General features: G+C 65.2%; 18 protein-coding genes. 4 read left to right on the top strand and 14 right to left on the bottom strand.

Features of this window, described 5'->3' with window-relative positions; genetic code table 11:
- The first annotated feature begins 1 nt into the window (after position 1).
- Together AC3AOF_RS22445 and AC3AOF_RS22440 are read left to right on the top strand one after the other, a co-directional pair.
- Positions 2-244: a hypothetical protein gene (locus tag AC3AOF_RS22445; protein ID WP_488346541.1), complete on the top strand. Its 243-nt coding sequence runs from the start codon at positions 2-4 to the stop codon at positions 242-244.
- 188 nt (positions 245-432) lie between these two features.
- A complete protein-coding gene (locus tag AC3AOF_RS22440; RefSeq protein WP_488346540.1) occupies positions 433-1,068 on the top strand; it encodes a recombinase family protein in 636 nt (211 codons plus the stop codon).
- A 102-nt stretch (positions 1,069-1,170) separates the two neighbouring features.
- Here the strand turns inward: AC3AOF_RS22440 and AC3AOF_RS22435 are convergent, their stop codons facing one another.
- The 4 genes from AC3AOF_RS22435 to AC3AOF_RS22420 all read right to left on the bottom strand — a co-directional run bounded on the left by AC3AOF_RS22435 (position 1,171) and on the right by AC3AOF_RS22420 (position 3,280).
- On the bottom strand, positions 1,171-1,866 hold the full coding sequence (locus tag AC3AOF_RS22435) for a hypothetical protein (protein ID WP_488346539.1): 696 nt from the start codon (positions 1,864-1,866) through the stop codon (positions 1,171-1,173).
- Positions 1,867-1,950: 84 nt separating this feature from the next.
- A complete protein-coding gene (locus AC3AOF_RS22430; protein ID WP_488346538.1) occupies positions 1,951-2,547 on the bottom strand; it encodes a hypothetical protein in 597 nt (198 codons plus the stop codon).
- A 75-nt stretch (positions 2,548-2,622) separates the two neighbouring features.
- Positions 2,623-2,910 (bottom strand): hypothetical protein, encoded by a 288-nt coding sequence (locus tag AC3AOF_RS22425; RefSeq protein WP_488346537.1) that lies wholly within the window; start codon positions 2,908-2,910, stop codon positions 2,623-2,625.
- A gap of 136 nt (positions 2,911-3,046) precedes the next feature.
- Positions 3,047-3,280, bottom strand: a complete 234-nt coding sequence (locus AC3AOF_RS22420; protein WP_488346536.1) for a helix-turn-helix transcriptional regulator — start codon at positions 3,278-3,280, stop codon at positions 3,047-3,049.
- Positions 3,281-3,433: 153 nt separating this feature from the next.
- Between AC3AOF_RS22420 and AC3AOF_RS22415 the strand changes: the two genes are divergently transcribed.
- On the top strand, positions 3,434-3,691 hold the full coding sequence (locus tag AC3AOF_RS22415) for a hypothetical protein (RefSeq protein WP_488346535.1): 258 nt from the start codon (positions 3,434-3,436) through the stop codon (positions 3,689-3,691).
- Between the two features lie 30 nt (positions 3,692-3,721).
- On the top strand, positions 3,722-3,943 hold the full coding sequence (locus AC3AOF_RS22410) for a hypothetical protein (RefSeq protein WP_488346534.1): 222 nt from the start codon (positions 3,722-3,724) through the stop codon (positions 3,941-3,943).
- 352 nt (positions 3,944-4,295) lie between these two features.
- On the opposite strand, the gene AC3AOF_RS22405 is transcribed toward AC3AOF_RS22410, so the two are convergent.
- From AC3AOF_RS22405 to AC3AOF_RS22360, 10 genes are all read right to left on the bottom strand, one after another.
- Positions 4,296-5,108 (bottom strand): DUF3102 domain-containing protein, encoded by an 813-nt coding sequence (locus tag AC3AOF_RS22405; protein ID WP_488346533.1) that lies wholly within the window; start codon positions 5,106-5,108, stop codon positions 4,296-4,298.
- Between the two features lie 156 nt (positions 5,109-5,264).
- Positions 5,265-5,702, bottom strand: a complete 438-nt coding sequence (locus AC3AOF_RS22400) for a hypothetical protein (protein ID WP_488346532.1) — start codon at positions 5,700-5,702, stop codon at positions 5,265-5,267.
- On the bottom strand, positions 5,699-6,781 hold the full coding sequence (gene rutA, locus AC3AOF_RS22395) for a pyrimidine utilization protein A (protein WP_488346531.1): 1,083 nt from the start codon (positions 6,779-6,781) through the stop codon (positions 5,699-5,701). Before rutA ends, AC3AOF_RS22400 begins: the two co-directional genes overlap by 4 nt.
- 72 nt (positions 6,782-6,853) lie before the next feature.
- Positions 6,854-7,246: a type II toxin-antitoxin system VapC family toxin gene (locus tag AC3AOF_RS22390; RefSeq protein ID WP_488346530.1), complete on the bottom strand. Its 393-nt coding sequence runs from the start codon at positions 7,244-7,246 to the stop codon at positions 6,854-6,856.
- Complete coding sequence (locus tag AC3AOF_RS22385) at positions 7,243-7,500, bottom strand: type II toxin-antitoxin system Phd/YefM family antitoxin (protein WP_236992694.1); 258 nt, start codon at positions 7,498-7,500, stop codon at positions 7,243-7,245. The genes AC3AOF_RS22390 and AC3AOF_RS22385 overlap by 4 nt, the downstream gene beginning before the upstream one ends.
- 143 nt (positions 7,501-7,643) lie before the next feature.
- Positions 7,644-8,423, bottom strand: a complete 780-nt coding sequence (locus tag AC3AOF_RS22380) for an ABC transporter permease (RefSeq protein ID WP_236988806.1) — start codon at positions 8,421-8,423, stop codon at positions 7,644-7,646.
- Between the two features lies 1 nt (position 8,424).
- On the bottom strand, positions 8,425-9,336 hold the full coding sequence (locus tag AC3AOF_RS22375; protein WP_488346529.1) for an ABC transporter permease: 912 nt from the start codon (positions 9,334-9,336) through the stop codon (positions 8,425-8,427).
- On the bottom strand, positions 9,333-10,427 hold the full coding sequence (locus tag AC3AOF_RS22370) for an ABC transporter ATP-binding protein (protein ID WP_488346528.1): 1,095 nt from the start codon (positions 10,425-10,427) through the stop codon (positions 9,333-9,335). The genes AC3AOF_RS22375 and AC3AOF_RS22370 overlap by 4 nt, the downstream gene beginning before the upstream one ends.
- A 541-nt stretch (positions 10,428-10,968) precedes the next feature.
- The gene (locus AC3AOF_RS22365; RefSeq protein WP_488346527.1) at positions 10,969-12,531 is read right to left on the bottom strand and encodes a DHA2 family efflux MFS transporter permease subunit; all 1,563 of its coding nucleotides are present in this window, start codon (positions 12,529-12,531) and stop codon (positions 10,969-10,971) included.
- A 250-nt stretch (positions 12,532-12,781) separates the two neighbouring features.
- Positions 12,782-14,029 (bottom strand): HlyD family secretion protein, encoded by a 1,248-nt coding sequence (locus tag AC3AOF_RS22360; RefSeq protein WP_488346526.1) that lies wholly within the window; start codon positions 14,027-14,029, stop codon positions 12,782-12,784.
- Between the last annotated feature and the right edge of the window lie 181 nt (positions 14,030-14,210).

Below are 14,210 nucleotides of genomic sequence, written 5' to 3'. Positions count from 1 at the left end.
CGTGTCCGAACGCCTCCCTACCATCCGCTCGCTTTCGCTCATGTCGCCGCAAGACCAGTTCTGGACCTTGCAGCGGATCGCCCACGCGGCCCACGAAGAGCGCCGGCACATCCTGTCGGGCCACTACTATCCCGGCCCTGGTCATACCCGCCGCGGCATCCTTGAGGCGAACCGGCGCAAGCTCGCCCGCGTCCATGCACGCGCCGACGCGCTTGACCTCGACATCAGACAGCCGCCGGTCTGATCGGCATTCTAGGCCGCGCATGGCTCGCCACTGATCCTTCCACGCGAGCTATGCGCGGCCGATGCCGTCCGCATGGGTATACCGCAGCGGACAAGGGCGCGACCGTCCAAAGCCTTGTCCGCTAGGGTTGCTTTCATCTTGCGGACATGTCTTTATACGGACGCTATCTCAGCGGACGTTTTCGCCACATGTCTCAGGTCATCCTCTACGCCCGCGTAAGCACCACGGACCAGACCACCTCCCATCAGGTGACGCAGGCAGAAGCCGCGGGCTTCACGATTGATGCGGTTGTGGCGGATGAAGGCGTGTCTGGCGTCAGCACCCGCCTCGTGGATCGGCCGCAGGGCAGGCGCTTGTTCGATCTGTTGCGCCGGGGTGACGTGTTGATTGTGAGGTGGGTGGATCGGCTCGGCCGCGACTATGGCGACGTGTGCGAGGTGATCCGCGAACTGATGAAGCGCGGTGTGGTCGTCCGGACGATCATCCACGGCATGACCTTCGACGGCGCCACTCAGGACCCGATGAGCCAAGCCGTGCGGGATGCTCTGATCGGCTTCATGGCTGCGACGGCGCAAGCGCAGACAGAGGCAACCCGCGAGGCGCAGCGGGCGGGGATCGCCCATGCCAGGACCCGGGAAGCCGCCTACCGTGGCAGGAAGCCGAGCTACACTCGCGGGCAGCTCGACATGGTGACTGCGATGCTCGCCCAGGGTGCCAGCATCTCGGCCATCTCCCGCGATACCGGCCTGTCGAGGCAGAGCGTTTACCGCATCCAAGAGGACCCGGCTGAGGCAGAGGCGATCCTGGCGCGGTGGGCTGCGTGAGGTTCTGCACTGTATAGACTACAAGGATGAGGTAGGCGACACGGTCGCCCGCCCTAGCCCTTGTAGCAGCGGTGGGGACGGCCAAAAGGGCAATGAGCTGGCTCATACCGGTCGAACTACCAGAATAGGGCGGCATAGCGCTTCCATGTCAGCTACCGCGCGATCCAGCTCCTGTTTTATAGGGTCCTCATCTTCAGAGGTCCAGCCAATAAATGTCTCGAATCTCGTTCGAACCTCATCGCTGATGCGATGCTGATCATTGATTAGAACTCGTGTCGCGTTACCAATTTGATTGTACGCTCTAACGAAAGCCATGAACGGTACGCCCGCGTCGTCTCCGAATAATGCCATCAGACGAAATCTTCGGGCATGGAGATCGCTTAAGAAATCCCTCTCACGACTAAGTCTTTCAAAAGGCGCATAGAGTGCGTCACGGCTGCGGGCTTCGTCCTCCGTTTCATTTGCATGGCGCGGGCGGCTCTCACCCTCTCCGGCAAAGGCGAACGGAGCACGTGCTGATAGGATAATATCCCGAGCCTTGTAGAAGTCGGACAATACCTGCTCTGCCAGCTCCGTGCGCCGCTTCCAATCCGCAAGCTCCCGATCAAGCTGCAGTTTTCTCTCAGCAAGCGCAATGTCAGCCTCTACTTTACGCTCGGCAAGCAAACGATCTTCGTGAAGCTTCTCGCGATGCGTAGAGAGCGTGGTCGACCTGCTCACGAAGAAACCAATTGTCGTGACGACGCCTGACACCGCAGCCGCGACCACGGCTGGGCCGACCAATGATCCCCAATCCATATCTGCTCCGTCGCGGTTAATGCGAGCTGTGATTTATTTTTTGCGACTCACGGATCAAGAAACATAGAATTAAATATACTTTAATCAATTAATGCTCTTTTTTAAATAACGTGATATTTCTTTCAGTAAACGCTTGAAACTTTCGATCCATCTATCTATTTCATTTCTGTTTTTGATAATGTTTTTTGTAATAAAGGCTATCAAAGCCTCATCCCATCCATATTGATAAACATAAAGATGAACAACTTCTGCGAGTTGATTCTGAGCTTTGTTGAGTTCTTTTTGACTTTCTAGCCACACGTCATATCGAGTCGCAAATTCGTCAGTTCCTGAACGGGATTTGTCGAAATTACTGTATCTAAGATTTATATGCACCGAATCACAGATTCGCAGAAGTTCTTCTATGCGATCAACAGCCTTTGCAACTTCATGCGGAAACAATAGCTTCATTTTTCGTTGATTCTTCCAAAATCGTTTCAAAACGTCGATATCAATTTCTGGCTTTTCCATCCTATCATTTCTGGAAATATCCGCGTAGCGATCGTTTATCGCTTCGTTCATATCCTCATAGACTTGAAAGCGCTTATCAAATAAATCTAGCCGGAGTTTGCGATGAGCAATCCAGGCTTGTGTGCCTGCAATGAGCGCCGCAACAAGTCCGATCCAGGCAATTGCTGACAATGCTGTTCCCCTACATGCCAACGATGCTACATAGAACAGCAAAAGGGCATAGCGATTGCGCGCTATGCCCTCTTTTTAAGCCTCGACTGAGATGCCGTGGCGCCCTTTATCAAACAGCGACATGATATCATCGCGCACATCGGACGGGAGCTGATCAGGATAGAACTCCATCCTATCTTTGCTCACGTATGAAGAAACGGTACCGGCATGATCCCACTTGGGAGCACACCAGACACGTAGCTTCCTGATGTCGGTCTTACCGTCGCGCTTAGGGCCGTAGGCCTTCACCCGAACAATATGACCGTCGCAACGCTTGCCCGTGCTGTAGACGAAGGGGCAGCGCAGTTTCTCATTCGTGCACATGGTGACCTCGCTGGTTAGAGGGAGGTCGCCTATGGGTATCAGTCGTGCTCTGGTCCAACCTAATGGACAATTTCTAGCGGCGACGCTGGATAATTTAGTCCGCCTTTGAGTTCCGTCAAGACCGCTTGGATATCGGCTACCGCATCCGCACCCCGGCGCCACCGTCAGCGCTAGTCCCGCCATGAGGGATCAACTCCACTCCGGCTCCCTGGAGAGCTGCCGCAAGCTTCCCCACCGCTTCGGCAGATACGGCGCGACGCTCCTTCTCGAAATCGACCACCGTTGAGAGACCGACGCCAGCGGCTTCCGCAAGCTGCGGCTGTGTCCAGTTGAGAAGGGCCCTGGCGGCCCGGCACTGAGCGGCATTCATCGCTTATCAACATTTTCTGTTGACGGCCCCATCGGCCGCGCCTACCTATATCAACATAAAATGTTGATGAAAAGCAAAGCTCCCATGGCAGCCCGCCGCTCACTCTCCTGGACTCAGGCCATGCACGAGCTTGCCGCCGATCGTCAGCCGGCTGTGGCCCGTCGCGCCCATCTGGCGAGCGTCCAAGCCGCCAGGACGGAGGCTCTACAGGCCGCCAGTGGCACCAAGGCCGGGCTCTGGACCGTAGCAGGCGGCTTCGATCGTCGCCGCATCATGGCCCACGCGATCCAGTCTGCCCGCGCCGTCCTCAACGGCTGCCTCGCCCGGGGATGCTGGCGCACCGCCATGGCTCACGGCCTCAAGACCGCATGGGCTGCCGCACATGCCGCCCGGGGAGCCGCCACCCACTAATCCCCCTTACCCACCAGGAAGGAGAACGTCATGTCCAAGTCCGCCCATCGAGCCGCGCGTAAGGCCGTTCTGCACTTTCAAGACCAAATCGAGGTGCTGGCGAAGTCCGATCCGGCCCGGGTCATCGTCTTCGCGAACGCGGCCATTTCCGCGGCGAAGATCGTCATTGAGAGATACGATGTTGAGAGCGACGCTCTGGAGGCGTTCGAGGAGTTCTTTGCTCCCGTGATCGTTGATGAGGCTACCGCCTGACTGGTAGGGCCGCCGGGGAGCGCAGAGGCGGAGCGCTCAACCCGGCGGGGACGTAGCCAAGGGGGCATCGGCGTCACGCCTTGGTGAATTACTTTATAAATCAATTGCTTAAGTAGCGCAACACTGTAGCGCGTACATCACCGCGTGCTCGCTCGATCACATCAGTACGCATCCACTCACCCACCCGGTTGCGCCGTGACGTACCTCCGTAAGTACGTCACGGCGTAAGTATGTGCGGAATGCCCTGCTTCAGCATGGAAGCGGGCAAGCGAGCCAGGGGCTCACTCACCACGCACCCACGATCGTAATCAAGGCCGCACCGCATGGCTGGCGAACCGATTGCGGTGAGGCATCAATGAACTTGCTGCTTCGGCACGTACTCAATGGGCGCATCAGCCACGTCAACAACGTCGTCGTTCGGCACGTTGAGCGTCTTCAGCGCGTCAACGATCTCGTGTAGGTGCGCTGTCCTAAGCAGTTCCATTAGCCGAGCTTGATCGCCAGCCTCAAAGCGATCAGCAATAAGCTGCGCAGCATCCTCCGCCGCGCGCTTGCGCTCCTCATGGCGACGGCGGCGCTCAGTCTCCTCCGCCTCTTGTATCTTGGCCTTCCGCTCCTCTGCCCTGTCGAATTTTGCTTGCTCCTCCGGCGACAGCTTCGCCCGTTTCCGCATGCGGACAGCTCTCGCTTCCTCCTCCTTCTTCGTGCGACGGGCCTCAATGATCCGCGCATCGATCTCGCGAGGGTCAAGCTGATGCCCCGCTTCAAACTTGGCTATGACATCGGTGCGGATATCATCGGGGGTGGACTTCGCTGCAAGCAAGTAGACGGTGGTTGGCGGCAAAGCCGAAACGATTTCGGGTTTCGAGGCAAACTCCTCCGCCGCCCGCATATAGTTCTGCGCCGTCCGGTCGGTCATGCTGAACTCCGCCGTGATCCACGGGCCGAAGGCCCCACGACCAAGCCTCTCTTTCATCCGTAAAAGGTCGCGGCCTATCTCTACGATGTGCTCGCGTTGGGCGCGTTCCCGACGGCGCACGCGCTCCGCAATCTGACGAGCCTCAGCGGCGACATCATCAGGAAGCTGCGTGTAATCGAACGAGACGGTGTCATCGGGCGCTCCGCTCGCGGTGGGCGGGTCGCTCAACTTCTGAAAGAGGGGCATAGTGGACATCTTACTTTCCCGTGACGTTGGCTGCTTGGGTGGCAGTCACATCGCCCCGGGGCCCCGATCATGCAAGCTGGCGCCGCGATACCAAACCGTGATACAAATGCGCCTGCGGTGGCCGATCAGCGCCAATGAAATCAATGACTTACGTGATTAGCTGTCCTTGATGCCGAAGGGCACGCCTTCGAGGGGGCGGGCCTCACCCATCCGGATCCGCCGGGCGCTCTCCTCCGCCGCCGCTTGCGCCCCCGGCACCGGGGCCAGGACCGCGTCGCGGCCGGAGGGGTGGCGGGCGATCCGGTCCGTCAAGGCGGCGAGGACAGCCACCGGGTCGGTCACCCCCGCCGCGAAGGCGGCCTGGAGGGCGCCGATCCCGAGGGTGTGGAGCGGGCCGCCCTCGACCGGCGGCAGGGGTGGTGGGATGGGCACCGCCTCCCCGGTCGTGTCTGCTGCCTCCCGCAGGCGCCGCTCGGCCCAGGCCGGCTCGGGCGCAGTCCGCTCCCAGGCCGAGGGCAGGTCCCGGGCCGGCGCGGTCTCCGCCACCGTGCCGGCCAGGATGGTGCGGGCGATGAGCGCGTCGGAGACGCTCACGCGGCGATCTCCCGACGATCCTGGCGGCAGGCCATCAGCGGCTGGATCCGCGTGCCGAAGGCGTCGAGGCCGGCCAGGAAATCGTCGAAGGTCAGCATGATGCCCTTCACCCCCGGCACGGTGGCCGCCTCGTCGAGCATCCGCGCCACACGGGCATAGGAGCCGACCAGCGTGCCCATGTTGAAGTTCACCGCCCCCTCCGGCAGGTTCATCCAGGTCGCGGTCGAATCGGCGCTCGCATTCTTGTCCTGCGTGCTCTGGTCGAGCATCCAGGCGAGCGCCGCCACGTCGGCGCCCTGGCGGTAGGCCATCCAGCGCGCCTCCGCCGCCGCGTCGGTCTCGTCGGCGATCACCATCATCAGGACGGTCGAGCCCACGTCGCGCCCGGTTTTCGCCGTTGCCTCGATCAGCCGGGCGCAGGTCGGCGCGCAGGCGGTCGGGGTGTTGAAACCGGTGCCCAGCACGAAGTTGTAATCGGCGTAGCGGGCCGCGAATTCCATGCCCCGCCCGCTCTGACCGGCGGCGACGATCGGGATCGGGCCCGACGGCACGGGTTTCATCATGCAGCCCTCCATCCGGAAATGCTCGCCCTGGAAGTCGGAATGGCCGGTCTCCCACAGCTCCTTCATCACCCGGACGTATTCGGTGGAGTAGTCGTAGCGGTAGCCGAAATAATCGTCGCCGGGCCACAGGCCCATCTGGGCATACTCCGCCTTCTGCCAGCCCGAGACGATGTTCACCCCGAAGCGGCCGGGGGCGATCGAATCGATCGTGGTCGCCATCCGGGCGACCAGCGCCGGCGGCAGGGTCAGCACCGCGGTCGAGGCGAAGAGCCTGATCCGCTCGGTCACCGCCGCGAGGCCCGCCATCAGGGTGAAGGATTCGAGGTTGTAGTCCCAGAACTCGGTCTTGCCGCCGAAGCCGTGCAGCTTGATCATCGAGAGGGCGAAATCGAGCCCGTAGCCTTCCGCCTTCTGCACGATCGCCTTGTTGAGGGCAAAGCTCGGCTTGTATTGCGGGGCCGCCTCCGAGATCAGCCAGCCGTTGTTGCCGATCGGGATGAACACGCCGATATCCATGCGCGAAGCTCCGGGTTCCGGTGGGCGGCGGAAGAGCCGTCCGGGCGGGGCTTTGCAGGATCGGGGCCGTTTTCAGGCCGGGTTCAGTGCATTCGCGATGTCGGTGCGGGCGAAATCGTCGCCGACGAAGAGCAGAGGGCATCGGCGCGCCTTGGCCAGCGCGTAGGCGAAGCAATCGCCCAGGTTCAGGCCGGCCGGATGCACGCCCTTGCCCCATTGGGCGTAAGCCGCCGCGCAATCATGCGCCACGGCTGCCGTGACGGGGACGACGTCGAAGGCGAGATCATCGACCAAGGCTCTCACGGTGTCACCGACATTCCGCCGCTCCGCGACGATCAGGGCTTCGGCCAAAGTCCCCGCCGAGATGAGAACGTCGAACTCGGTGGCAAGAACGGCCATGCAGGCTGCAGCCTGCATTTCTCCCTGAACGATCGCCATAAGGGCCGACGTGTCGACGACGATCATCCGGGCAGGCCGTCATCGTCGTACAGAAAATCTTGGCTTCGAGCAGCGCAAGGCCCGGGCGTTACCTTGGCACGACCGGCCTCTCGGGCTGCCATGAGGATCCGCTCCCGCTCCGCCACGGATTGCGGTGCCGTCACCGGCACCAGCCGCACGGCGGCGCGGCCCTGACGGGTGAGAATCACCTCGTCTCCGGTTTCCGCACGCCGCACGAGGTCGGCCAATTGCCCTTCCGCTTCCGCAACGGAGACCTTCATGACATCATTCCAGTTCGATTCGGGTAAGAGGGTATGTCTCGCCAAAGTCTCGTTCAACAGGCCTGCCGCCACGATCCGGATCCGGTCGGGTGACGACCGAGGCCGCCGCGGATCGTATCGCCACCTGCATCGATCGTCTCTGGCTAACGCCCCCGCCGCGCCGTCAGCACGGACGCCCCCAGCACCGCCAGGCTCACCGCCCCGATCAGCAGCGTCGAGATCGCGTTGATCTCCGGGGTCACGCCGAGGCGGACCTGGCTGTAGAGGCGCATCGGCAGGGTGGTGGCGCCCGGGCCAGAGACGAAGCTCGCGATCACGAGGTCGTCCATCGACAGGGTGAAGGCCAGGAGGAAGCCGGCGACGACCGCCGGGGCGATCAGCGGCAGGGTCACGGTGCGGAATACCGTGACGGGCGCGGCGCCGAGATCGGCCGCGGCCTCCAGCAGCGAGCGGTCGAGATGGCGCAGGCGGGCCTGGACCACGACGGCGACGAAGCAGAGCGTGAAGGTCGTATGCGCCACCACGATGGTCCAGACGCCGCGCGGAACGCCCAAGCCCACGAAGAGCAGCAGCAGGGACAGGCCGGTGATCACCTCCGGCATGACCATCGGGGCGTAGACGAGCCCGGTGAGGAGCGGCCGGCCGGGGAAGCGCCGGCGCCCGTCCAGCGCCAGGGCCGCCAGCGTGCCGAGCACGGTCGCGAGGCTCGCCGAAGCGAGGGCGACCTTGAGGGTGACGAGGGCGGATTCGACCAGCGGGCCGTTATCGAGGAGCCCGGCATACCATCGCGTCGAGAACCCGGCCCAGACCGTGACGAGGCGCGAGGCGTTGAACGAGTAGACGACGAGCAGCAGGATCGGCCCGTACAGGAAGGCGAGGCCCAGACCCAGGGCGGCCCAGGCGAGCGGATGGGCGCGGTGCATCTTATGGCCGCTCCAGCCGGCGCGACTCGGCCTCGCGGAACAGCACCACCGGACCGGCGACGATCGCGAGCAGCACCACCGCGATCGCCGAGGCGAGCGGCCAGTCGCGATTGGAGAAGAACTCGCTCCACAAGACCCGCCCGAGCATCAGCGTGTCCGGCCCGCCGAGCAGGTCCGGGATGATGAACTCGCCGGTGATCGGGATGAAGCACAGGAGAGCGCCGGCGACGAGGCCGGGCCACGACAGCGGCAGGGTCACCGTGCGGAAGGCGGCAAGCCGGCTCGCCCCGAGGTCGCGGGCGGCCTCGACGAGGCCGCGGTCGAGCCGTTCGAGCACCGCGTAGAGCGGCAGCACCATGAACGGCAGGTAGGCATAGACCACCCCGATCATCACCGCCGCCGGGGTATTGAGGATCTCGATCGGCCTGTGCGTCAGGCCGAGCGCCATCAGCGCCTGGTTGAGCAACCCGTCGGCCTTCAGGATCGCGATCCAGGCATAGACCCGGATCAGGAAGCTGGTCCAGAACGGGATCACCATCAGGGCGACGAGGAGCGGCTGCCAGGCCTTCGGCGCCCGCGCCATCGCGTAGGCGATCGGGTACCCGACGAGGATCAGGAGCAGCGTGGCACGGAGTGCCACCGTCAGCGAGGTCAGACCCGCCGCGAGATAGAGCGGGTCGGCGATCAGCGTGCGGTAATTCTCGAAGTCGAGGGCTGCGAGCAGGTCGGCCCACCCGGCGAGCCCGGCATCCCAGTCGAGCACCGGGGTATAGGGCGGCAGGGCGGTTGCCGGGTCCGACAGGCTGATCTTGACGACGACGAGGAACGGTAGGCCGAAGAAGGCCGTGAGCCAGAGGAGCGGAACCGCCGGCAGGCCGAAGCGCCGCAGGGCCTCGCGCAAGGACGCCCTCATGCCGCCTCCGCCGGCAGCAGCGAGGCGGCCTCGGGCGCGAAGGCGAGGTGCACCGGAGTCCCGACTCGCGGGCCTGTCCCGGGAGGCCCCGAGGCGCGTAAGCTCCGCCCGTCGGCGAGGCCGACCCGGTAGAGGATTTTTTCGCCGAGATAGGTCGCGTCGAGGAGCGTGCCGGCCAAACCTTCGCCGGCCAGCCGAAGCCGCTCGGGCCGCAGGGCCAGGAGGCCGGGCGCCCCGGCAGGCCCGGCGCCGTGATGGTCGAACGCCATCAGGCGGCCATAGGGCGTGTCGAGATCGCGCAGGCCCCCCGCCCCGCCCTCCCCGAGCCGGCCCTCGATCAGGTTCACGTCGCCGAGCAATCCCGCGACGTAGCGGGTGGCCGGGCGCTCGTAGAGCTCGGCCGCCGATCCCACCTGGACCAGCCGGCCCGCCGCCATCACGCCGATGCGGTCGGCGAGCACCATCGCCTCGGCGGGGTCGTGGGTGACGACCACGAAGGTGGTGCCGAGCCGGCGCTGCAAGGCCCGCAGCTCCCCTTGCGTCTCCTCCCGCAGGGCGCGGTCGAGGGCGCCGAGGGGCTCGTCGAGGAGCAGCACACGGGGTCTCTTGGCCAGCGCCCGGGCGAGTGCCACCCGCTGGCGCTGGCCGCCGGAGAGCTGGTCGGGCCGGCGGGCGCTCAAAGGATCGAGCTGGACCAGGCGCAGCATCTCGGCGACCCGGGCGGCGACCTCCGCCTTGCCCAAGGCTTCCCGCTCCAGCCCGTAGGCGACGTTCCCCGCCACGTCCTTGTGCGGAAACAGGGCGTAGGACTGGAACATCATGTTGACCGGCCGTCGGTGCGGCGGCACCCCGGCGAGATCCTGCCCGTCGAGACGGATCGTGCCGGAACTCGGCTCCTCGAAGCCGGCCACCAGGCGCAGCAGCGTGGACTTGCCGCAGCCGGACGGCCCGAGCAGGCAGAAGACCCGGCCCGGGGCGAGGTCGAGGTCGACGCCGTCGACGGCGAGATGGGTGCCGAAGCGCTTCGAGACCGCCTCGAAGCGGAGGCGGCCGGGAGCGGGCGAGGTCGTGGAGGGATGAGGCGTCGTCACGTCGTCCGGGCGGCGCGGGCGGGCGGGAGACCGACACTTATCGCGGGTCGGGCCCGACTGGGAAGGACCGTCGGTCGCGTCCGGAAGGCCGGCGCCGGCGACGATCGTCCGGGCGGCTCCTGGTCCGCGGCCGAAACAGAAAAAATATCAAGAGTTTGGTGCCTCGCCGGGCGATGGCGCGACGGGGGCGTTGACCTGCGGGGACGGCGCAGGTGACGCAAATGTAACCCCGGTTCACCCGCCCCGGACCAAGGTCGAGGGTCGCGGAGACTTGTCGGAACCCGAGCAGGAGGTGTAATTTTCCCGGCGACACGCGTTGATTCCGCCCGATGCGTCCTTCGACCCGGGTGGCCTCCGCATCTCCTCCCGAGACGTGTCATGGACTTGGCACCCCTACCCGATCCGGGCAGGGGTGCCTTTTCTCGTGCGGGTCCCGCGCCTGGAGCAGCTCACGATCGCGTTGCAATCGCGAGTCTCTCCAGATCCTTGATTTTGCCGCATTTTCTCCGACGAACCGGCATCCGCTTCGTCGGAACATGCTCTAATGCGCGTCAGCCCCCGCCCCGCCGGGCCGCGGCCGGCGGATCATCGGCGTGGCGCAGGCCATCAGCACGAACAGCGCGGTCAGGATCAGGAACACGTCGGAGAAGCTCATCAGGAGCCCCTGCATCCTGACCGTGTTCATCATCGCCTTCAGCGCCATGGCGTCCGGGTTGCCGGCGAGCCCTGCAAAGCCCTTGGCCATGCTGTCGAGGCGCTCCAGCACCATCGGGTTGGTCCAGGTGAAGCGCTCGTGCAGGCGGGCGAGGTGCAGGTCCCAGCGGTCGTTGAGCGCGGTGTTGATCAGCGCGAGGCCGACGGCGCCGCCGAGGTTGCGGGTGAGGTTGTAGAGGCCCGACGCGTTCTTCATCCGGGCCGGCGGCAGGGTGCCGAGCGCGATGTTGTTGATCGGGATCATGCACAGCATCAGCGAGCAGCCGCGCAGGATCTGCGGCCACAGCAATTCGTAAAAGTCCCAGTCCTTGGTGATGCCGGTGACGATCCAGGTGCCGGCGGCGAAGCCTGAGAACCCGATCGCCATCATGATCCGCGGATCGACCTTGGCCGAGAGCCGCCCGGCGATCGGCGCGGTGGCGAACATGCACAGCCCTGAGACGAACATCGTCTCGCCGATCTGGAGCGCCGAGTAGCCGCGCACCCGGCCGAGATAGACCGGATACAGGTAGGTCAGGCCGTAGAGGCCGATGCCCATGACGAAGCTGAACAGGCAGCCGGCGGCGAAGTTGCGGTCGGAGAAGGCGCGGAGATCCACGATCGGCTGCTCGGCGGTGAGCGCGCGCCAGAAGAAGCCGATGCAGGCGATGCCGCAGACGAGTGCCGCGGCGAAGATCGCCTCCTCCTGGAACCAGTCGTGGGTCGGTCCCTCCTCCAGCACGTATTCGAGGCAGCCGAGGAACGCCGCCATCAGGCCGAGGCCGGCCCAGTCGAAGCGCTTGAGCAGGTCGAGGTTCGGCTTGTCGAAATCGACCAGGAAGTAGGTCGAGATGGTGACGAAGATGCCCGGCACGATGTTGACGAGAAACAGCCAGTGCCAGTCGAACAGGTCGGTGAGGTAGCCGCCGACGGTCGGGCCGATGGTGGGGGCGAGCGTCGCGACGAGCCCGATCATCGGTGAGACGATGCTGCGCTTCGAGGCCGGGAAGATCGTGAAGGCGGAGGCGAACACCGTCGGGATCATGCCGCCGCCGATGAAGCCCTGCAGGGCGCGCCACAGGATCATCTCGCCGATCGTCGACGAGGTGGCGCACATCAGGCTCATCAGGGTGAAGCCGCCGGCCGAGATCACGAACATCCAGCGGGTCGAGAGCACCCGCGACAGGGTGCCCGACAGCGGGATCGAGATCACCTCGGCGATGAGGTAGCTCGTCTGCACCCACGGGATCTCGTCGGCCGAGGCCGAGAGGCCGGCCTGGATCTCGGCCAGCGAGGCCGAGACGATCTGGATGTCCAGGATCGCCATGAACATCCCGAACACCATGCAGATGAACGCCACCATGCGGCGGCGGTCGATCGGCGCGTCGGCGGGCGCGGGGGTCGCGGCCATGTCGGAAAGCCTGCTTGATTTTAGAGAGTAACGAGTCCGCTTGACTCGTCCTGAAGATGTCAAGGCGCACCTCCCCTCTCCCGTGTGGGAGAGGGGCTGGGGGTGAGGGTGCTACGGTTCCGCATGAAGTCTAAAGCGTCCCGCTGCCAGCACGACGGCATGAGCTTTGTTCGGAAGCGCGCCACCCTCACCCCTACCCCTCTCCCAAACGGGAGAGGGGATCCCGCGCTCTAAGATTGTCTTTCTTGGCTCACCGGCCCGCCGTCCGAACCGACGAGCCTGCACCCTTCCCCTCCGACACCGCCTGGTGCGGCGCGATCGGGGCCGGAGGCTTGGTCTCGTCGAGGCCGCGGGTATCGACCCGCACCACCACCGAGAGGCCCGGCCGCAGCAGGCCCTCGCGGGCGACCTCCTCGGGCACCCGCACCCGGACGGGCAGGCGCTGGACGATCTTGGTGAAGTTGCCGGTCGCGTTGTCGGGCGGCAGCAGGCTGAACACCGAGCCGGAGGCCGGCGACAGGCTCTCGACGGTGCCGAGGATGTCGCGGTCGGGCCAGGCATCGACCCGGAGATGGACCGGCTGGCCGACCCGGACCCGGCCGAGCTGGGTCTCCTTGAAGTTGGCATCGACTCGGGCGCTCTGGAGCGGCACGAGCGCGGCGATGCGCGAGCCCGGCCCGACATAGGCGCCGGCCTCCGTCGCCTTGTTGCCGATCACCCCGTCGAAGGGCGCGCGCAAAACCGTGAAGGACAGGTCGCGCCGGGCCCGGTCGACCGCGGTGCGCAACTCGGCGGCCAGGTTCTCGGCCTCCTTGGTCTGCGCCTCCAGCACCGCGACGTTGGCCTTGAGCGCGATCAGGTTGGCCTCGGCGCCCTTCACGGTGGCGTCCGACCGGTCGCGGTCGGCCCGCGACTGCTCCAGGCGCGACTTTGCGGCGAATTCGGATTGCGCGAGCTGCTGCTGGCGCTGGTAATCGGCGGCGGCCCGGACCTGGTCGGCCTTGGCGGCGTCGATCTGGGCCTGGCCCTGGAGTACCTGGGCGCGGGCGGCCTCGGCCTGGCGGCCGATGCGGGCGATGACGCTGCCCTGCGTCGCCAGCTTGTCCTCGGCGGCCTTGAGCGCCAGGCGGTAATCGCCGTCCTCGATCCGTGCGATGACGTCGCCGGCCTTGACCGCCTGGCCGTTCACCACCGGCACCGCCTCGAGGTAGCCCGAGACCTTGGCGGCGAGCGTCGAGATGTCGGCCTGGACGTAGGCGTCGTCGGTCGTGACGAAGAAGCGGCCGGTGGTCCACCACTCATGGCCCGCCATGGCCCCGTAGGTGCCGCCGCCGAGGAGCAGCGCGAGCAGGACCAGGCGGCGCAAGGGGCGCTTGCGCTTCGCGGGCGGAGCCGCGGCGGCCGGCGCCTGGGGGGCGGCCTTCTCATTCGCCGGCGCGGCCTTGGCAGCCGCTTCGCCGGCGGGCCGGCCCTGCGCGTAATCGTCTCGGAACGCCATCGTCGGTCACCCGTCCTCGGGGAAGCTCCCCTCCGCCATCGACCGAATCGGTTGACGGCTCTCGAACGGTCGCGATACTACGTTGACCGAACCGTTCGGTCAATCGATCCTCTGTGCGCCGCACAAGCCCGATCGCAAGCCCGATTGATCGCCGCCGCTTCACCCCCCACATTGGGCTGCA

It is taken from the genome of Methylobacterium sp. 142-1Y, from assembly GCF_057747795.1.
The sequence above is the reverse complement of the archived record's forward strand: the minus strand, read 5'-3'. Positions and strand labels throughout refer to the sequence as shown.